Here is an 18,130-nt window from a genome sequence, read left to right on the forward strand (position 1 = left end):
AATACATATACAGTAACAGCAGTTGCAATAGGTACAGGAGGAGTTTCATCAAGTAAAACAATTCAAGTTGATGTATTAGCTTTATATGAAGCGCCAGATGATTTAAAACAAATGTTATACGGGTTCGATCCTGCAAATCCAGATGCTGTAACTTCAAAAACATGGAGAGTTAAATCTGAAGTAAATGCGCATTTTGGAGTTGGTCCTCCAGAAGAAACATCACCAATTTGGTTTGCAGCACCTCCAGGAGATAAAGCAAGTACGGGAATGTATGATGATCGTTATGTTTTCAATTCAGATGGAACGTTTAAGGTTATTACAAACTCGGTAAATGATGATCCTACAGAAGATCCTTCTGGAACAATTTTCGGGCAGGCAGGACCATTAGATCAAGATTTTGGAGATCAAGGATTAACACCAAACGGAAATAACGAACATGAGAATTATGCAAAAGATGATTTTACAGGAACATGGAGTTTAACTGCTCCTGCTGGGCAAGAAACTTTAACTCTAACAAATAATGGTTTTTTAGGTTTTTACGTTGGAAATAGTGGAACATTTTCAATCTTAAGTAGATCAGCAACAGAAATGAATGTTAAGATTATTGGGAATGATGGTTTAAGCTGGTTCTTTATTTTAACGACAGAAGAACCTGCATCAACTTCTCCTTCTGTTTTTAATACATTAATTTGGGAAGATGATTTTGAAACCAATGGAACACCAGATCCAACAAAATGGACTTATGATATTGGTACAGGAACAAATGGTTGGGGAAATAACGAAGTACAGTATTATACAGATAGGGCAGATAATGCAGTAGTTGAGAATGGAAATCTGGTAATTACAGCAAAGCGAGAAAACTTTTCTGGAAGTGGTTACACTTCAGCAAGATTAAAAACACAGGGACTATTTAACTTTAAATACGGTAGAGTAGATGTTAGAGCAAAGTTACCCGAAGGAGCTGGTACTTGGCCTGCAATTTGGATGCTAGGCTCTAATTTCCCTACAGTAGGTTGGCCATTTTCTGGTGAAATTGATATAATGGAACAAACAGGAGCTGATAAAAACACAGTACTAGCAACTTGTCATTGGCAAGATACAGCAAGCAATACAAAAGCAGATTTTACACAAACAACATCGATTAATAACGCTACTTCAGAATTTCATTTATATACTTTAGAATGGACAGAGACTAGTATTAGCATGTATTTAGATAATGTAAAATACTATGAGTTAGCAAATTCTTCAGCTTTGCCATTCAATGAGAATTTCTTTTTGATCTTAAATGTAGCTATGGGAGGAACTTTAGGTGGCTCTATAGATTCAAGTTTCTCAGAAGCTACAATGGAAATTGATTACGTAAGAGTATTTCAATAGTGTAAATTAGTTTGATTAATTCAAAGAGGTTAAATTAGTGATACTGTTTAACCTCTTTTAAATTTTAAATATGAAAAAATGTATACTACTACTGTCCATTTTTTTTGTGCTCGCTAATTGTAAAAGTGAGTCTAAACTAAATGTTGAATCCAAAAGCGATATAGATAAAAAAGTAGATTCTCTATTAGGTTTAATGACCTTGGAAGAGAAAATCGGACAAATGAATCAATATAACGGTTTTTGGGATGTTACGGGTCCGGTTCCAAGTGAAGGAGATGCAGCTAAGAAATACGATCATTTAAGAAAAGGCTGGGTAGGTTCTATGCTAAATGTTCGTGGAGTAGCCAATGTTCGTAAAGTTCAAAAAGTAGCTGTAGAAGAAAGCAGATTAGGAATTCCTTTAATTATTGGATTTGATGTTATTCATGGATATGAAACTCAAAGTCCAATTCCTCTAGCAGAATCTGCAAGTTGGGATTTAGAAGCAATAAAAAAATCAGCACAAATGGCTGCTAAAGAAGCTGCTGCTGCTGGTATAAATTGGACTTTTGCTCCCATGGTAGATATTTCTAGAGATGCAAGATGGGGAAGAGTTATGGAAGGAGCTGGAGAAGATGTGTATCTGGGAAGTAAAATAGCTGTCGCTAGAGTCGAAGGATTTCAAGGAGAAGATTTGTCAAATGAAGAAACATTAGTTGCTTGTGCAAAACATTTTGCTGCGTATGGATTTGCTGAATCTGGAAAAGATTATAATACAGCTGATGTTGGAGTCTCTACATTATACAATACAATTTTACCACCTTTTAAAGCTGCTAAAGATGCTGGAGTACGAACTTTTATGAATTCATTTAATGAACTTAACGGTATTCCTGCTACTGGTGATAAATTTTTACAAAGAGAGATTTTAAAAGGAGAATGGAATTTTGATGGTTTTGTAGTGTCAGACTGGGGATCGATTATGGAAATGATGGATCATGGATTTGCTAAGGATAAAAAACATGCTGCAGAGTTAGCTGCAAATGCTGGATCTGATATGGATATGGAATCGTATGCGTACGTGAATGAATTAGCAAATCTGGTTAAAGAAGGTAAAGTTTCAGAAGATGTAATTAATGATGCAGCAAGAAGAATTTTAAAAGTTAAATTCGAACTAGGGTTATTTAAAGATCCTTATAAGTATTGTAATGAAACAAGAGAAAAAGAAGTTATTGGAAGTAAAGAAATGCATGATGCTGCATTAGATATGGCTAAAAAATCTATTGTTTTATTAAAGAATGAAAATAATATACTACCTCTTGAGAAAGAAGGAAAAAAAATAGCTTTAATAGGCGCTTTAGCTTCAGATAAAAATAGTCCTTTAGGAAGTTGGAGATTAGCAGCAAAAGACAATTCAGCAATTTCAGTTTTAGAAGGAATGCAAAAATATTCAGGAAATCAACTTACTTTTTCAGAAGGAGCAAAAGTAGTTTTTGGAAGCACAAATTTTATTAATGAAGTAAAAGTTAATTCAAAAGATACATCTAAATTTCAGGAAGCCATTCAGAATGCAAAAAAAGCAGATGTTGTAGTTATGGTTTTAGGTGAAGTTGGTTTTCAAAGTGGTGAAGCACGAAGTAGAGCAAATTTAGGTTTACCAGGTGTTCAGCAAGAATTATTAGAAGAAGTTTATAAAGTAAACAAAAACATAGTTTTGGTTTTAAATAATGGAAGACCTTTAACTATTTCTTGGGCAGATGAACACATTCCGGCTATTGTAGAAGGATGGCAATTAGGTTCTCAAGCAGGAAACGCAATTGCAGAAGTTTTATATGGAGATTATAATCCAAGTGGTAAATTACCTATGACTTTTCCTAGAAGTGTTGGTCAAGTTCCAATATATTATAATCCGAAAAATACTGGCAGACCAGGACCTAAAAAAGAAGTATTTTGGTCGCACTATCAAGATGAATCTAACGCGCCTTTATATCCATTCGGTCACGGATTAAGTTATACAACTTTTAAATATGAAAATATTTCTGTTGATACTTCATCAAAAGAGAATATTAAAGTTTCTGTTAGAGTAACGAATACAGGTAAAGTAAAAGGAAAGGAAGTTGTACAATTATATCTTAGAGATATAATAGGAAGCGTTACACGACCAATAAAAGAATTAAAAGGTTTCGAACTTATTGAATTAGAACCTTCAGCATCAAAAGAAATTACTTTCAATCTTACAAAAAGTGAACTTGGATTTTTTAACAATAAGGGAGAATTTATTGTTGAACCAGGAGAGTTTAAAGTTTTTGTAGGTGGAAGTTCAGTAACCTCACTAGAAACAATATTTAATTACTAATGAAAACAATAGCCCCCATTTACGTTTTATTTTTTATGATCATATTTTTTTCATGTGAAAAAAAGAATGAAAAGAAACTGATTTTCCATCAAGATTTTAACTCAGAAAATTTAGATACAAAGTTTTGGAGTTATGATCTGGGTAATGGTTGTCCCAATTTATGTGGTTGGGGTAATAATGAACGCCAGCTTTACACTAAAGAAAATGTGTCATTAAAAGATGGTAATCTTGTTATAAAAGCAACAAAGAAAGATTCATCTTATTTCTCAGGAAAAATACATACAAAGTCTAAATTCGAGTTTACCTATGGAACTATTGAGGTAAAAGCAAAACTACCTAAAGGTCATGGTTTATGGCCAGCTATTTGGATGTTAGGGTACGATATCGATAAAAATACTTGGCCAGCTTGTGGTGAAATTGATATTATGGAATATGTAGGAAAAGAACCAAGTACTATTTACAACTCTTTACACAATAGTTCTAGTTATGGAAATACAATTAATTCAAAGAAAACAACAATAGATCATATAGAAGAAGGTTTTCATGTCTATAAGACAAAATGGACTAAAGAATCCATTGTTTTTTACATAGATGATGAAGAAGTTTATACATATGCTCCGAATAAAAAAGATGAAAAAAACTGGCCTTATGATAAACCATTTTATTTGATTTTAAACTTGGCTATAGGTGGAAATTTCGGAGGTCCAGAAGTTGATGATACTATATTTCCTCAAGAATTCATTATAGATGATATAAAAATTTACGCTAACTAAAAATTTAATTTCAATTCGTTTGAATTTAAATCCCCATTACTATAAGAAAGATCACCTTTTTAGGTGATCTTTTTGTTTTTTAAATATTTGATTCGTAGTTGTCTATTTCGGTTTTAAGCCCGTTCGCCTACATAAGATAACCACTTATCGAAACAGGTAACGTTTTAGATCTAAATTTAAAAATGGAAGGTGAGTTAAGATAGTAAATTTGCCTTCGGTTTTAAACCAAATATCTTATTTCCCCCACTTATGAAGTCACACATTATTGTGTGGCTTTTTTGATTTTAAGAAGTATATTTATTCAGGTGATTGTTCTAAGTCTTTTATCATTTCTTTTGCTGCATATTCACCCGAATACATAGCAGCATTTAAAGATCCATTTAAAAGATAGTCACCAGCGAGGTAAATGTTGTTTTTTAATTTGATATTATCATTTGAGTTTAAAACTAAATTATTTTTTGGTAAGGCTATTGGAATTTTATAATCTTTTATGAAATTAATATGATTAATATTACAGATCTCGCTTAATTCTTGGGTAATCCTTTTTATTAAATCATTATGATTTAATTCATGGTCTTTTACTATAGTCACTGATAAAAGTTCATTTTTAGCTTTTTTGTTGGTTTTTAAACTCGTGTGATAAAATATATTATTAATTAGAGAGCTTTTATCTGTAATTAGCCCAATTAAGGCTTTATGTATCGTTTTAGATGGTGTTTCAAAGTACAACGTGTGACACGATTTCCATTTTGTAGCTTTAGTGGTATTGGTGTTTAAAATCTTGTTAGGATTTACAGTTATTAAAGTGTAGTCACTTTTTATAATATCTCCATTACTCAAATGAAGTTCTGTATTATTGATTTGTTCTACTTTGGTATTAAAAATGAATTTTGTTTTCTTTAACTGATTTTTTAATTGGTTAGGAATAGCTTGCATACCAGTTTTTGGAATTGCTGCATAACCATCACCAAACATTTTATAGATAAACTCAAACATTCTACTCGAAGTCTCTAGTTTATTTTCAAGAAAAATACCGCTAAAAAAAGGTAGAAAAAAGTTATCAATAGCCTTAGAAGAAAAACCAAAATCCAATAAATATCTGTAGGTAGAAGTTTCTTTATCTTTAAATATTTTAGCTATAGTTTTCTTTTTTAAAGTATTATTCAATTTAAAAACTTTTAGTTTGTCTTTAAAAGAAAGTAAACTAGAAAAAAGAGTCGAAAATAAGAAAGATTTATCTCTTAAAGGATCTCCAATAGAGGACATAGATTTATTATTGAAAATAATAGCTCCAGGTGATATTTTTTGAAGATCTAAATTATTATAATCTAAATACTTTTTAGCAAGTGGATAAGAAGTTAAAAGTACTTGAAAACCATGATCTAATTGATAATTATCGATATAATCTGTTTTTACGCGTCCGCCCACTTTATCAGTAGTTTCAATTATAGTTGGAGTATATCCTTGTTGTTCAAGTACAGTAGCAGCTACCAAGCCACTAACACCAGCACCTACAATAGTAATATTTAGATGTTCTTTCATACGATTACTTATTAGATATTAAGTGATTTAACTTACTTTTTCCCAAGTTTGATCAGCATTCAAAATAAAGCTTCCCACAAAATTAAAATTGCATTGATCTGGCGCAATAAGTGATAAAAAGTGTATTCCTTTTTTATTGATGTATAAATGATATGTTTGACCAATAATTGGTTCAAAAGAAAATTCAGCATTTAAAATCAAATTATTGTACTCAAACTCTTCCATCATTTTAGCATAAGCTTCCTTAAGTTCTTCGTACTTCGTTTTAATTTTATGATTTACTTTATTGGTAACTCTATTTTTCCAAGCTGTATTATCATCAATCGTAATTTTTGGGGCACCAACAGAAGTCGAATACGGTTTTAAAGCAGCGTCATACGATTCTGTTTCATAATTGTATACAACATAGTCAGGTTTTTTCTCTTCTTCCATATTATTATTGTTTGTTTAAAGATTCTATTTGCTGTAAAATTTGATCAGCTTCATAAGCCTTTTCATCACTTAGTTTTCTATTTACTGTAGAAAGTTTATATGATTCTTCCAATAATTTTTTGTAACGATCTTCTAATTTTTGTTTTTCTGATTTTGACTTGAAAAATTTAAACATAAGTACACAATTAAATTCATACAAAGATAAGTTTTGTTTATTTATAAAATAAAAAAGTTAAACAAAATTATTTTTTCGATTTTCTTCATTCACCTAATTTAAAATTATTCAAATTAGTAAATAATAGGACTTTATTAACATATTTTATGAAAGTGTTTAACTATATTTGAATAAGTTTAAACAGAAATATTATGGATATAGTAAGTGAAGCATTAGCATTCGAACAGGCCAAGATGAAAAACATGACTACAAGTGATAGAGTAGTTGCATCTAGAGAGGCAAAAAGATTAGTGTTAGCATTGAATGAAATCTATAAAAGAACTAAAGATGCTAACCTAATGGACATTATGAAACGTTTAACCGTGAAGAAAAAAAGGATAGAATCACGATTAAAAGGAAAACCATTGTTATAAACAAAAAAGATAAATTTTTCTTATTCTTCCCCCCCCAAATGAAAAGCTAACCTAATATAAAAGGTTAGCTTTTTTTATTAATAGATATTTACATTTTTTGATTTTCATTCATTTTACGAATATTTATTATAACCTCACGAATATGAGTTTGGTAATTTAAATTAAAGCCTTCCCTTATACTTTTGAACCTGTATAACCAAAACATCATTTAGAATGAAAAAAATAATAACTATTAAAGAAGAGTATAATTCTTTAGAGAAATTACAAGGGTTTATCAATAAAAAGTCAGAATACAATTCAAATATTCAATACGACAAATGGGAAATTAGAAAAGATGCTGATGGGAATATGCAAAAATGTATTATGGTTAAAAAAAGTGCAATGCATGGGTTAAAGGTTTACTTCTTAGATGATAAAACAATAGAGTTGAGTTATGCAATTCCAAATGTTTTTTTACATGGATGGTTTGGAAAAAGTCAAAAAGCTTACAGAGGTATTGATGAAATCATTTTAGGTAAAATTAAAGATGCCGTATTAATAGGTTCTCAAAAGAAAGCTTTTAATGAAATGGAGCAAATTTTTACTCAAGCTACTGTATAGATTAAAAACGACTATGAAAAGCTATATATACATATTATGTTTTTTATTCTTAAGTATTCAAGTTTCTTCTCAAAATACTGAAGAATGGATAAAAACAGAAGGAACAATAAAAACGTTAGAGAAAAAGCGTAGAGGGAAAACTTTTGCTATGGTTAGTTTTACTACAGAAGAAGGAAAAATATCTGAAGCTTATATAGAATTACTAGGACTTCCGATTATTGGAAGCTTTAAATCTGTAGGAGATACAATTGAAATTTATTACGATAAGAATAATCCAGTTATAGCCAAAAGTGAAAGTGGAAAGTTTTTATCTCAATATGGAATGATCATCTTAATTGCATTAGGAGTAATTTTTTCTGTGAAACGATTTATAGATGCTAGAAAACTTCAAAATTCTTAAAAATGAGTAAAACAAAATCAAAAATAGTAGTATCTGAAAGTCAAAAACGAAAATTAGTTTTCGGAGCAATCTTATCATATTATCGTGGAGAATCAATTTTAGATATCAATTTGGTTAGTGATAACGAAGAGTATATAGAAGGTTTAGCAAATTGGTGGGGAATTACAAATAGAGAAGAAGCTTTAGATGTTTTAAATGATTTGTTAGCTTTAAAAAAGAGTGTAGGTTTCGATCCGTTATTAGTGAATCCTGATACAGAATTAAACGAAATAAAAAATGAAATCGCAGAAGGTTTAGGAATTCATTTTGCTGAAGTAAGCAAAGTAACAACAACCTATGCTTGGGATATTGTTCGTTTAGTAGTTGTTTCTAAATATTCATATTGGTGTAAATACATTTCAGAAGAAGAAATGTGGCAAATTATTTCTTCAGGAACAGAAAAAGCAAAAGAAATAGGTTCAGATTGGAAACAGTATACAATCTCATTTTTATTAGGTCGATGTATTCATGGCTTTAATTTAGAAGATGTAATTGATGAATGTAAAGAATTATATCATTCTAAACAGTCTGTTTTGTCTTGGGTGTTTAGAGTTAAAAACTTAGATGTTTATAAAAGATATTCATTCAAATAAATTAAAAATCACAATAATTTCATGAAAAACATTATTTACACATTAGCAATTGTAATTTTTGTTTCCTGTGGGAAAGAAAAAAAGTTTACAGAAAATGCAGATACTTTTAAGGAACTAAAAACTGTGCTAACAGATAAATTTGGTAAAGATGCTTACTATACAAGTATTACCTTATCGAATTCAGGAACTTCTTCTGGAGATATTTTAAGTGTTACTCAAACCGAAGATCCAGCTTCTTTAAAAATGGAAGAATGGAATTACTTTCAAGGAAAATGGACACAGAGTTCGGAGGTTACTTTAGAGTTGAGCCCTGGATCACAAGCTAAAGATTTCATGTTTCAATTAAATGAAAGTATAGTAAAGTTCGATTTGTTGGGAGAATTGCTGAAAAAATCTAAAGAGAAAGTTATACAAGAGAAAAAAATAGAAGACGTAATAGTAAGTAGTATTTATATAAATGCTCCAAGTAATGGAGATTTTAAAGAAATGGAATATTACTTAACAATAAAACCAAAAAATGGGGGAACTAGTTTCGATTTTTGGTACATGTTAGATGGTACATTAAGAAAATTCGATTATTAGTGTTTGTAATGAATTCCATCCAACAAATTCAATGAAAAATAATTTCATCATCTTTTTTATAATTCTGACTTGTAATTTCTGTTTTGCTCAAAAAAATCAGAGAAGTAATACATCTAAAAATCAGTGTAACTCATTTAATTTAAGAGTTTACGTAACCGATTTAGATAGAGAAGGAACTAACATCAGGGAAAAAGCTAAAGGAAAAGTATTACTAAAATTAAAAGGCGATACAGATTATTATATGCTTTCGGTAATTAAAGCAAAAAAAGGTTGGTTTAAAGTAAAAAAGATTTGGGGAGTCGATTGGGGATTTATAGAACTCTCTGATGAAGTTGGGTGGATTCATTATTCCGTTATAGGTGCTGCTACAAGAAGAAAAGTAAATGTATTAAGTATACCAAAAACAGGAGAAGTTTTAGGAAAAATAGATCAAGAAACTTCAGTAAAAATAAAAGATATGTGTTCTGGATGGGTAAAAATAGAATCAGGAAATATAGCTGGCTGGATTAGTTCAGAATGGTTATGTGGAAACCCTGTAACTACCTGTCCTTAAATTTAAGTTATGAAGAAAGTAGTTTTACTAACGTTGTTATCGTTAGTGGTATTTGCATGTGCAAAACCAACACAAAAAGATGTGGTTCAAGTTATAGAAACAGATAATTTAATTCGATTTAAAAATTTAAGAAAAGAAATAGGAATCGATACATTAAGGTTTGAAGCTGGGGGAACAATTTTCCATCAAGCTTATCAATTGAGAGCCACTAAAATAATGAATCAATTGATTGATGAAGAAATTCTTTTAAATGAAAGTGATTCATTAGGATATACACCACTTTTAGCTTTAGTACAAGATGTTAATCCAAATGAAGAATTAATCTATAAACTATTAACTAAAGATGTAAATGTAAATACTGTTGAAAATTACAATGGTTTCTCTGCTTTACACTATGCGGTTCATAATAAGCAAAGTAATTTGGTTAAGAAGTTATTAATCAAACAAGCTGATCCAAACAGTGTTTCTAAATCATTAATGCAATCTACTCCATTACATATTGCTGTAGAAAATAAAGATATTGAAAACATAGAGAACTTAATTTCAATTACATCAGATACTATTAAAGACTATAATGGTAAAACAGTAGTAGATTTAGCTATTCGATCTAATGACATAGAGATACAAAAGATGTTTTATAAAAAAATGTCAATTGAAGACAAACAAAAGCTTTTTATCAGTACAGCTAGATCATCAAATGATATTGCATTTTTAGAACAACTATTAGAAGAAAAGTGGATAACAAAAGAAATTTTGAATCAATCTTTAGTCTTTGCAAAAGATACAGTTATAACTGAAAAGCTTCTTAAAAAAGGTGCGAAAATTAATTATTTACATTCTAAATATAAGTATGGTGCTATTCATTATGCAGCAGTAAGAGGAAATGTTCCAATGTTAGAATTTTTATTAAAAAAAGGAGCTAATATTAATCAACTTTCTAAAAATAACACAATGTCTGTATTAATGCATGCAGCTCAACTCTACGAGAATTTTAACGACATTGACAAAAAAGGCGCAAAGTTAGGTATAGGATTAACACAATCTGCTTTAGATTTTTTTGCCAATAGTAAAGAAAAAACTAAAGAAAATAGTTTAGCAACAGTAAAGTTTTTAATAGCTAAAAAAGCTAATCTTAATTTTAAAGATCGATATAACGCTAATGTGTTGTATTATGCAGAAGCTTCACAAAATTCACTTGTAGCAACATATTTAAGAGAAATAGGAGTGAAGGAAACTAAGAAATTTACAGAGAGTAAAACTTCTCGTTTTAGTAGATTATTAAATCGATCATAAGACATTGTTACGGTAAATAATATGGAAACTACAGAGAAAAAAGAAACAAGATTAGAAATTGTAGAAAAGGTACCTAAGGAAATGCTTCAGAGTTCATTAAAAATTTATAGTGAATCTACAGCAATGGAAACCTATGTAAAAATCCCTTTTTTACTATTTGGAGTTTTTATCTTAATTCATAACGTATTTATAGCAGGGAAAAGTTATGATTATCAAGCCTATGAAAATATTAAAACCATAGAAATTTCTATTGTTGTAATTTTAGTAATTTCGGTCATTATTATGGCGATAATAGCTATGAGTAAAAATTCAAAAGTTAAAAACGAACTGAAAGAAATTTCAAAACGTTACGGGATTAAAAAAGAAGTTGTACAAGAAGAGTTTAGTACTTTAGCTATACATTTGTATGGAGGAAGAGGAATTGTTTTAAAATAAGTTAATGAGAATAATATTTCAAATATTAATATTGAGTTTTGTTTTTATTTCTTGTGAAAGAGAAATTAAAGAAACACCTGAAGAATTTGCAGAGAAATTGGTGAAAATGTTCAATGATTTCGACAATTTAGCTTCTAGCCTTTCAAGAAAAGCAACAAAAAGCACACAAAACGTTCTAAAAGAAAGAGAAATTATCAACGATTTTTTAAATCAAAGCATAAAAACTTTAAAAAGGAGTAAAGAAATTAATGAAGATTTAAAAGGAAAAGAAAAAATGATAACTGTTTTTACTTCCTACAAAGAAGTAATTAATAGTTCGAAATATACAGCGTTTTTAAAAGAAATAGAAAAAGATAAACAAGAAACAAATCCTACTAAAAAGAAGAACACTTCGATGTTCGTAGGCAAAAAGTTTGAACTACTAAAAGAGTTAATGAAAGATATTATTCCTGTACAAACTAAAGCAGAAAAATTAGAGTTAATAATTGAACAGTATCAGAAATTGTATGTTAAAGGTTAGTATTTATGTAAGCTATATATTTTATCTTTCGACTTGAAAAGTAAAAGAAATTAAAGATGAAGAAAGTACTAAGTAGCTTGCTTATTTTACTACTAGTATATGCTTGTAAAAAAGAAGATCACGAGATTCAGTTTTATCATTGGAAATCAAATGCAAAGCTTTCTGATGTAGAAAAAGAAGCTTTAAAAAATACTCACGCTAAAAAAACATTTATTCACTATTTTGATGTTGTATTAACTGATGGAATAAGTCATCCTGTAAGCGTAATTCAAGATATTGATCCTTATTTTAATACTGTACAAGTTGTACCAGTAGTTTTTATTAGTAATTCAGTATTTAAAGTAAATCAATATTCAACCCAAAATTTAGTAGATAAAGTAGCACAACTAGTTCAACAAATTCATCAAAAATATTTCAATAAACAAGCTTTAGAAATCCAAATAGATTGCGATTGGACTAAAACTACAAGAGAAACTTATTTTAAATTTTTAGAACTTCTAAAAGAAAGAATATCTGTAAGTGCAACTATTCGTTTACACCAAATAAAATTTCAAAGAGAAACAGGTATTCCACCAGTAGATTTTGGTGCTCTAATGTTATATAATGTTGGTGATTTAGGTGATTTTAATCAGAATTCAATTTTAAATAGTAAGATAGTATCTCAATATGTAAAGGGAAGTACAGAATATCCATTACAGTTAGATTTAGCTTTACCTTTATTTTCTCAGGTTGTAATTAAAAATAGAGAAGACAATATTCGACTTATAAATAGAGTTATTGAAGAAGATTTTAAAAACGATACAGAACATTTTAAAAGTTTAGGAAAACATCAATATATCGTACTCAAAAAGAAACTATATAAAGGTCAGTATTTGTATAAAGATTTTAAGTTAAAGTTAGAAAAAACGAGTATTGAAGAAATTGTAAAATCTAATGATATAATTAAAAATAGCGATTTAAATATTAGAAACACAATTTTATATCATTTAGATGAAACAGAAATTAAAGAACTAAATTTTAAAGAATTAATCACCAAGTTATAATGAAGAAGATAGTATTTAAAGAGTATATAATCGCATTATTATTTCTAATAACAGCAGCACCAAAAATATTAGCAGAAAATACACCAAAATACTTTTGTGGAGGTTGGTATTACGATCCAGATTCTTTCTATTATAATTTATTCAATCAAGAAAATATATCTCAAAAAGCATTTTATCCTTTTTTAAGAACAGATATGAATCCGTTTTATGAAGATCAATCTTTAAAAGATTCTAAAAATGTTCACGAGTGGTATTCTTTTTTCAATGAAAAATATTCAAAAGATCAATTAGTAGAGGTTCTTTACGGAAAAGAAAATAAACTCTATAAAATTCAAGAGAAATCCGCAAAAGAAAAAGCTGCCAAAACTTATTTAAGTTTTGCAAAATCTTGTGAAACTATTACAGTAAGTAATGAAAGTTATTACTGGGATTACGATGCATTAATTAAAAAGAGAAAGCAAAATGCACCAGAATTAATTGGTAAAGGTTTATCATTATATAGTAAAGAGAAAAACGCTGACTTAAAACTTCGTTATGCGTATCAATTAATTCGTTTGTATCGATACAATTATGAATTTCAAACTGCCATTGATTTTTATAACAACGAAGTAAAATCAAAAGTATCTAAAAATGAAATCTACTATTATATTTTAGATCAAGTTGCTGGTTGTTATTATAAGCTTAAAAGATATGAAAAAGCAGCTTATCTTTTTTTAAAGGTTTTTGATAAAAGTATAGATAAGAAGCGATCTGCTTTTGTGAGTTATAAGTTTTGTACATATAAAAATGCAGAAGGAAAATCATTTTTAAATACTAAAGAAGAAAAAGCAAATCAGATTTTTATTACAGCAATTAGAAAGTTTTCAGACACGATGCAGGATCTCGAAAATATAACTGATTTAGGTATTGCTGAAGACAAACAAGAATTGTTAGCTATTCGAATTATAAATAATTTAGAAAGATCAATTTTAGATATAAATTTTCGAAAATCGATTTTTCAAGTAGAAGATAAAGTTGCAGATGAATTGATTGCGTTACAAAGTTATATTGATAGAAAACTAGAAGGTACTACTTCTAATAGGGAGTTTTGGAAATTAACAGATGCATATCTTTCGTTTTTACGTCAAGATTTTAAAACCGCAAGTGATAAGTTAAGCTTAGTAAATTCAAGAAAGTTTAAAGAACAAAAAGAAAGTTTAACAAGGATATTTGAAGTGTTTTCGTGGACAACAATTAATGAAGAAAGAGAGTTATGGTTGTCTAAACTATTCAAAAAAAATAAAAACGGAGTTACAGTTTTAGGTCCATGTCAATTAGATGAAGTAAATCAAGTGAGTATGTCTTGTAATTTAAGAGGAATTATTCTAGAGCAAGTAAGTCATTTGTATTTGCAACAAAACAAAATTGCGCAATCTTATTTAATACACAACCCTTTAGAGGATTTAAAAGAAGTAACGTCTCATGATTTAGTAGACGATATAATTGAATTCATTCAAAAAGAAAATAAAAATGATTTCGAAAAATTATTATTAAAAGGTTTAAAAAATAAAAGATTAGAAGGTTCTTCAATTTTAAATTTAGCAGAAGAAGCAAAAGGGTTAATGTATTACAGAAATGGAGAATTTAATATTGCAGTAGATTACTTTAGTTCATCTGATATAAAAAATATACCAGCTTCAATTTTCAGTAATAATACGATAGAGTGTTTTAATTGTAACGATGCAACTGTAATGGAAGATGAAGTGTATAAAGCTAGTACATATTCTTTTTTAAATAGAAAGATGAATACTTACGATTTGCTAGTTAATCTTCAAACTTTAGAGGATATGACGAAAGATGAAAACACAAAACAATGGAAGAAAAAACTAGCCTATTATTTACTTGGGAATTATTTTTATAATGCATCAAATACTGGGTATTACAGAGCTTTTACTTACTACGGAAAAAGTCGTTATTATAACTACGATTTCGGAAGAACAAGATCAGATATAAACGATGTAATTTCAAAGAAAAAAACATATAGTTTTCCTTATGGTGGCTATAGAAATACCTACAATGGTTTAGCTAAAAAAGCAAAATATTACTATGAGAAAACAATTGAAATGTCAACTGATAATGAACTAAATGCTAGATGTGCTTACATGATAGCTAAGTGTGAATTAAACGAATATTACAATAATGGTTGGGATTCAAATTATTCTGGTTATGAAGGAGATGAATATAGAAAGTTTGAAAACTCTGGATTTAAAGCTTTAAAAACAAAGTATAAAAACACAAAATTTTACGAAGTGATACGAAGTAAATGTAGTTTTTTTAGACAATACGATGCGTATTAAAGTTATAAAAAAATAAATTTTTTAAAAGAATGAAAAAGATCGGTATTGGTATTGGAATTTTGGTTTTACTTTTTTTTGGTTATAAAGGAATTAAGAAAGTTAATTTCAATACCAAATACCACATTGGTCAGAAAGTAGATAGTATAGATAATGTATATGTTTATTACAATGGAGGTGTTGATAATGTTACTGAAAGAAATACAAAAGACGATTATAATTTAGGATTGAAATATCAGTGTGTAGAATTTGTAAAGCGATATTATTATGAGCATTATCAACATAAGATGCCAGATGCTTACGGACATGCAAAGAGTTTTTTTGATGTTGATGTTTCAGATGGAAAAATAAATAAACGTAGAAACTTAATACAATATACAAACCCGAGTACATTAATGCCTCAAAAAGGCGATTTAATCGTTTTTAAGGGAACTTTATGGAATAGATATGGTCATGTTGCAATTATCTCAAAAGTAACCGAAACTAAGGTTGAAATTATTCAACAAAATCCAGGGCCATTTTCGTCATCAAGAGAAAAAATAGCGCTTATAAACCAAAATGATAATTGGAAAATTAATAACGATAGAATATTAGGTTGGTTAAGAAAATAAGTCGATTACTTAACTTTTTTAAAGCTCACATACTTTTCACTAGCTTCTTCTATTTTTGTAAAGTAATTCATTGCATTTCCATAATTCTGAATCACAAATTCACCACTTTCAAAATCTATAGTTGTGCCAATTTCTGTAGGTAGCGGAGGTTGTTCACGTTCTTCTTCTTCGTCACCATCATCAACAGCTCCACCAGCATATTCACTCCATTCAAAACCTTTAAAAATAATAAGATTGCTCTCAGTTATTTGTGCTGCTCCATTAAAAGATCTTTTTGGAGAAGTAAATGTATATTCTAATTGATTATTCGTTACAAATAGTTTAAAATTTAAATTAGAAGTTTCGTTCTTCCAATGTCCCACAACAGCTCTTTCTTTAGCAGGATTTCTAAAAGTTTCATTTGTGATTTTAATAGAATCTATAGTTTGTTTTATGTCAGAAAAATCATTCCAGGTTTTAACGATTATAGTTTTGTCAATCATTTTAGATTCAACAGTTAAAAAACCTTCGGCGTTATCATAAGCTACTTGCATATGATCTAAATAAAATCCATTTTTATTTACAAGACATAACCAAGTGTTGTTTTCGGTATCGTAAATACGTTCAATAATTTTTAGAGAATCGCTTTTATGACTTATATAATAACTAAAATCAGTGTTGTAACTTTCAATATTAAAAAGTCCATGTTTACGCCATAAATCTTTAGGAAGTTTAGTTCTATTTAAAGGTGTATAATTTTCGATAGATTTTTCTGAAATACTAAAAATAAAACCTTTTTGATCTTGTTCTTTACAATTTAAAAGAAGGAAAACGAATAGAAGTATTGTAAATCTCATTATTGAATTTTTTTGATAGAGGATACTTTTCTTGATGAATTAAAGGTAAATTCCCATTTTAATTTTTTTGCTTTTTGATTGTCTTCTTTTTCTGAAATAGAAAAAGAAAATGTATTTGGATTTATCATCTGAAGTTGTGTAAGAGAATAATTTAAATCGTATTGTAAATCGTAAAAGTGAGAGAAGAATTTATCTTTGTTTATACTTACGTTATTAACTTTTAAATCTTTCATCAGTAAACTTTTAAATTCATTAGCTGGTTTATCAAATCTATTATAAATAGTTGGTCCATCATTTAAAATTGATACTATAAAATTGACAAAATATTCAGCATAAATTAAGTTAATATCTAAGAGTTCTTCTTTAAATTTCTGTTTAATTTCAGGTTCTTTAAAAGCATTGTCTACTTCAAAAAAACAATGATTAAATTTTGGAGAAAACTCAACAATATCAAAATTAAAACTGATCGTGTTTGAGTTATAATAACTTATATATTCTTCATTTTCTAAATAACTATAAAAATCTTCAATTGTATCATTAGAATTATACAATTTTTCACTGTCGTTACTATAAAATTCACATGAGTTAAAATGTAATTTGCTAAATTGAGTGTAAATAAGAGGATATTCTGTAAATACAGTATTGTTTTCGTAAAAGCTACATTCGTTAAAGCTAATGTTTTTAGAATGTATGGCTGATACAGCATGAAAAGCGTTACGAAATAAGTTAGATTGATTGAATTTTATATTTTCAGAATCAATCAGGTAAGCTCCAATAGCTCCACTACCATTTAGATTTGTATTCTGAATAGTTACATTTTTACAAGTTTCTAAAAGAAGCACATAACCAGTGCATGTTTCGTGAACGTGATAAATAGAAAGATTATTTAAGTTTAAATTAGTACAATTTTTAAAAGATAAAATATCTTCAAACTCTTCAAAAGAGATAATATTAGTTTGCTTTTTACCACGTAAAGTTAAATTTGAATATCCATCTAAAACAATTCCATTTTCTTCTATGTAATAAGACGGTTTTTGTGTTGTTTTTTTGTGGTTCAGTAGTGGAATTTTCTTTTTTACATTATCTAAGGTTAAGTTTAATGTATCTGTTTCAATAATAATTTCAGTATTACTTTGCAAAGCGTTAAAAAACTCTAGAATATCATGTACTCTTTTTACGGTTTTCTGTTGTGTAAAACCATTAAAAAAAGTCAATAGAGTTATACCAATTAGAAATAAATTTTTCAAA

At 28.5% G+C, this 18,130-nt stretch carries 20 protein-coding genes; 15 read left to right on the top strand and 5 right to left on the bottom strand.

The annotated features are described in order from the left end of the window. The 3 genes from Q1A46_RS19830 to Q1A46_RS19840 form a co-directional block, all read left to right on the top strand. Positions 1-1,377 (top strand): glycoside hydrolase family 16 protein (locus Q1A46_RS19830; protein ID WP_299683211.1); only part of this gene is annotated, 1,377 nt, incomplete at its 5' end. A gap of 70 nt (positions 1,378-1,447) precedes the next feature. Further along, entirely contained in the window at positions 1,448-3,709 is a 2,262-nt protein-coding gene (gene bglX, locus Q1A46_RS19835) for a beta-glucosidase BglX (RefSeq protein WP_299683213.1), read from the top strand. After that, entirely contained in the window at positions 3,709-4,482 is a 774-nt protein-coding gene (locus tag Q1A46_RS19840) for a glycoside hydrolase family 16 protein (protein WP_299683215.1), read from the top strand. The genes bglX and Q1A46_RS19840 overlap by 1 nt, the downstream gene beginning before the upstream one ends. A 297-nt stretch (positions 4,483-4,779) precedes the next feature. On the opposite strand, the gene Q1A46_RS19845 is transcribed toward Q1A46_RS19840, so the two are convergent. Genes Q1A46_RS19845 through Q1A46_RS19855 form a run of 3 tightly spaced genes read right to left on the bottom strand, consistent with a single transcriptional unit; the run spans position 4,780 to position 6,631 of the window. Further along, on the bottom strand, positions 4,780-6,024 hold the full coding sequence (locus Q1A46_RS19845) for an FAD-dependent oxidoreductase (RefSeq protein WP_299683217.1): 1,245 nt from the start codon (positions 6,022-6,024) through the stop codon (positions 4,780-4,782). Positions 6,025-6,051: 27 nt separating this feature from the next. Further along, positions 6,052-6,456 carry a DUF2452 domain-containing protein gene (locus tag Q1A46_RS19850; protein WP_299683219.1) on the bottom strand — a complete coding sequence of 135 codons (405 nt, stop codon included), beginning with the start codon at positions 6,454-6,456 and terminating at the stop codon, positions 6,052-6,054. Between the two features lie 4 nt (positions 6,457-6,460). Further along, positions 6,461-6,631, bottom strand: coding sequence for a Lacal_2735 family protein (locus Q1A46_RS19855; RefSeq protein ID WP_299683221.1), 171 nt, complete (start codon positions 6,629-6,631; stop codon positions 6,461-6,463). 191 nt (positions 6,632-6,822) lie between these two features. Between Q1A46_RS19855 and Q1A46_RS19860 the strand changes: the two genes are divergently transcribed. The 12 genes from Q1A46_RS19860 to Q1A46_RS19915 all read left to right on the top strand — a co-directional run bounded on the left by Q1A46_RS19860 (position 6,823) and on the right by Q1A46_RS19915 (position 16,046). Continuing rightward, positions 6,823-7,044, top strand: a complete 222-nt coding sequence (locus tag Q1A46_RS19860) for a hypothetical protein (protein ID WP_299683223.1) — start codon at positions 6,823-6,825, stop codon at positions 7,042-7,044. 213 nt (positions 7,045-7,257) lie between these two features. Next, complete coding sequence (locus tag Q1A46_RS19865) at positions 7,258-7,644, top strand: hypothetical protein (RefSeq protein WP_299683225.1); 387 nt, start codon at positions 7,258-7,260, stop codon at positions 7,642-7,644. Between the two features lie 13 nt (positions 7,645-7,657). Next, entirely contained in the window at positions 7,658-8,044 is a 387-nt protein-coding gene (locus Q1A46_RS19870) for a DUF3592 domain-containing protein (protein ID WP_299683227.1), read from the top strand. Positions 8,045-8,046: 2 nt separating this feature from the next. After that, positions 8,047-8,676: a DUF1266 domain-containing protein gene (locus tag Q1A46_RS19875; RefSeq protein ID WP_299683229.1), complete on the top strand. Its 630-nt coding sequence runs from the start codon at positions 8,047-8,049 to the stop codon at positions 8,674-8,676. Between the two features lie 21 nt (positions 8,677-8,697). After that, complete coding sequence (locus Q1A46_RS19880) at positions 8,698-9,258, top strand: hypothetical protein (RefSeq protein WP_299683231.1); 561 nt, start codon at positions 8,698-8,700, stop codon at positions 9,256-9,258. Positions 9,259-9,289: 31 nt separating this feature from the next. Further along, entirely contained in the window at positions 9,290-9,811 is a 522-nt protein-coding gene (locus Q1A46_RS19885) for an SH3 domain-containing protein (protein WP_299683233.1), read from the top strand. A gap of 9 nt (positions 9,812-9,820) precedes the next feature. Beyond that, positions 9,821-11,104, top strand: a complete 1,284-nt coding sequence (locus Q1A46_RS19890) for an ankyrin repeat domain-containing protein (protein ID WP_299683235.1) — start codon at positions 9,821-9,823, stop codon at positions 11,102-11,104. Between the two features lie 21 nt (positions 11,105-11,125). Continuing rightward, positions 11,126-11,539, top strand: coding sequence for a hypothetical protein (locus Q1A46_RS19895; RefSeq protein WP_299683237.1), 414 nt, complete (start codon positions 11,126-11,128; stop codon positions 11,537-11,539). Positions 11,540-11,543: 4 nt separating this feature from the next. Then, a complete protein-coding gene (locus Q1A46_RS19900; protein WP_299683239.1) occupies positions 11,544-12,059 on the top strand; it encodes a hypothetical protein in 516 nt (171 codons plus the stop codon). Positions 12,060-12,115: 56 nt separating this feature from the next. Further along, positions 12,116-13,102 (top strand): hypothetical protein, encoded by a 987-nt coding sequence (locus Q1A46_RS19905; protein ID WP_299683241.1) that lies wholly within the window; start codon positions 12,116-12,118, stop codon positions 13,100-13,102. Beyond that, positions 13,102-15,438, top strand: a complete 2,337-nt coding sequence (locus Q1A46_RS19910; protein WP_299683242.1) for a hypothetical protein — start codon at positions 13,102-13,104, stop codon at positions 15,436-15,438. The genes Q1A46_RS19905 and Q1A46_RS19910 overlap by 1 nt, the downstream gene beginning before the upstream one ends. A gap of 29 nt (positions 15,439-15,467) precedes the next feature. After that, positions 15,468-16,046, top strand: a complete 579-nt coding sequence (locus Q1A46_RS19915) for a CHAP domain-containing protein (RefSeq protein ID WP_299683243.1) — start codon at positions 15,468-15,470, stop codon at positions 16,044-16,046. A 5-nt stretch (positions 16,047-16,051) separates the two neighbouring features. On the opposite strand, the gene Q1A46_RS19920 is transcribed toward Q1A46_RS19915, so the two are convergent. Together Q1A46_RS19920 and Q1A46_RS19925 are read right to left on the bottom strand one after the other, a co-directional pair. After that, on the bottom strand, positions 16,052-16,882 hold the full coding sequence (locus Q1A46_RS19920; protein ID WP_299683246.1) for a hypothetical protein: 831 nt from the start codon (positions 16,880-16,882) through the stop codon (positions 16,052-16,054). After that, positions 16,882-18,129, bottom strand: coding sequence for a right-handed parallel beta-helix repeat-containing protein (locus Q1A46_RS19925; RefSeq protein ID WP_299683248.1), 1,248 nt, complete (start codon positions 18,127-18,129; stop codon positions 16,882-16,884). The genes Q1A46_RS19920 and Q1A46_RS19925 overlap by 1 nt, the downstream gene beginning before the upstream one ends. Between the last annotated feature and the right edge of the window lies 1 nt (position 18,130).

It is taken from the genome of uncultured Tenacibaculum sp. (genome assembly GCF_947502995.1).
Taxonomy (GTDB): Bacteria; Bacteroidota; Bacteroidia; order Flavobacteriales; family Flavobacteriaceae; genus Polaribacter.

What these genes read in the sequence shown, in the direction of transcription:
- bglX (WP_299683213.1), top strand. Translation starts at nt 1,448, where the DNA reads ATGAAAAAATGTATACTACTACTGTCCATTTTTTTTGTGCTCGCTAAT.
- Q1A46_RS19840 (WP_299683215.1), top strand. Translation starts at nt 3,709, where the DNA reads ATGAAAACAATAGCCCCCATTTACGTTTTATTTTTTATGATCATATTT.
- Q1A46_RS19845 (WP_299683217.1), bottom strand. Translation starts at nt 6,024, where the DNA reads ATGAAAGAACATCTAAATATTACTATTGTAGGTGCTGGTGTTAGTGGC.
- Q1A46_RS19850 (WP_299683219.1), bottom strand. Translation starts at nt 6,456, where the DNA reads ATGGAAGAAGAGAAAAAACCTGACTATGTTGTATACAATTATGAAACA.
- Q1A46_RS19855 (WP_299683221.1), bottom strand. Translation starts at nt 6,631, where the DNA reads ATGTTTAAATTTTTCAAGTCAAAATCAGAAAAACAAAAATTAGAAGAT.
- Q1A46_RS19860 (WP_299683223.1), top strand. Translation starts at nt 6,823, where the DNA reads ATGGATATAGTAAGTGAAGCATTAGCATTCGAACAGGCCAAGATGAAA.
- Q1A46_RS19865 (WP_299683225.1), top strand. Translation starts at nt 7,258, where the DNA reads ATGAAAAAAATAATAACTATTAAAGAAGAGTATAATTCTTTAGAGAAA.
- Q1A46_RS19870 (WP_299683227.1), top strand. Translation starts at nt 7,658, where the DNA reads ATGAAAAGCTATATATACATATTATGTTTTTTATTCTTAAGTATTCAA.
- Q1A46_RS19875 (WP_299683229.1), top strand. Translation starts at nt 8,047, where the DNA reads ATGAGTAAAACAAAATCAAAAATAGTAGTATCTGAAAGTCAAAAACGA.
- Q1A46_RS19880 (WP_299683231.1), top strand. Translation starts at nt 8,698, where the DNA reads ATGAAAAACATTATTTACACATTAGCAATTGTAATTTTTGTTTCCTGT.
- Q1A46_RS19885 (WP_299683233.1), top strand. Translation starts at nt 9,290, where the DNA reads ATGAAAAATAATTTCATCATCTTTTTTATAATTCTGACTTGTAATTTC.
- Q1A46_RS19890 (WP_299683235.1), top strand. Translation starts at nt 9,821, where the DNA reads ATGAAGAAAGTAGTTTTACTAACGTTGTTATCGTTAGTGGTATTTGCA.
- Q1A46_RS19895 (WP_299683237.1), top strand. Translation starts at nt 11,126, where the DNA reads ATGGAAACTACAGAGAAAAAAGAAACAAGATTAGAAATTGTAGAAAAG.
- Q1A46_RS19900 (WP_299683239.1), top strand. Translation starts at nt 11,544, where the DNA reads ATGAGAATAATATTTCAAATATTAATATTGAGTTTTGTTTTTATTTCT.
- Q1A46_RS19905 (WP_299683241.1), top strand. Translation starts at nt 12,116, where the DNA reads ATGAAGAAAGTACTAAGTAGCTTGCTTATTTTACTACTAGTATATGCT.
- Q1A46_RS19910 (WP_299683242.1), top strand. Translation starts at nt 13,102, where the DNA reads ATGAAGAAGATAGTATTTAAAGAGTATATAATCGCATTATTATTTCTA.
- Q1A46_RS19915 (WP_299683243.1), top strand. Translation starts at nt 15,468, where the DNA reads ATGAAAAAGATCGGTATTGGTATTGGAATTTTGGTTTTACTTTTTTTT.
- Q1A46_RS19920 (WP_299683246.1), bottom strand. Translation starts at nt 16,882, where the DNA reads ATGAGATTTACAATACTTCTATTCGTTTTCCTTCTTTTAAATTGTAAA.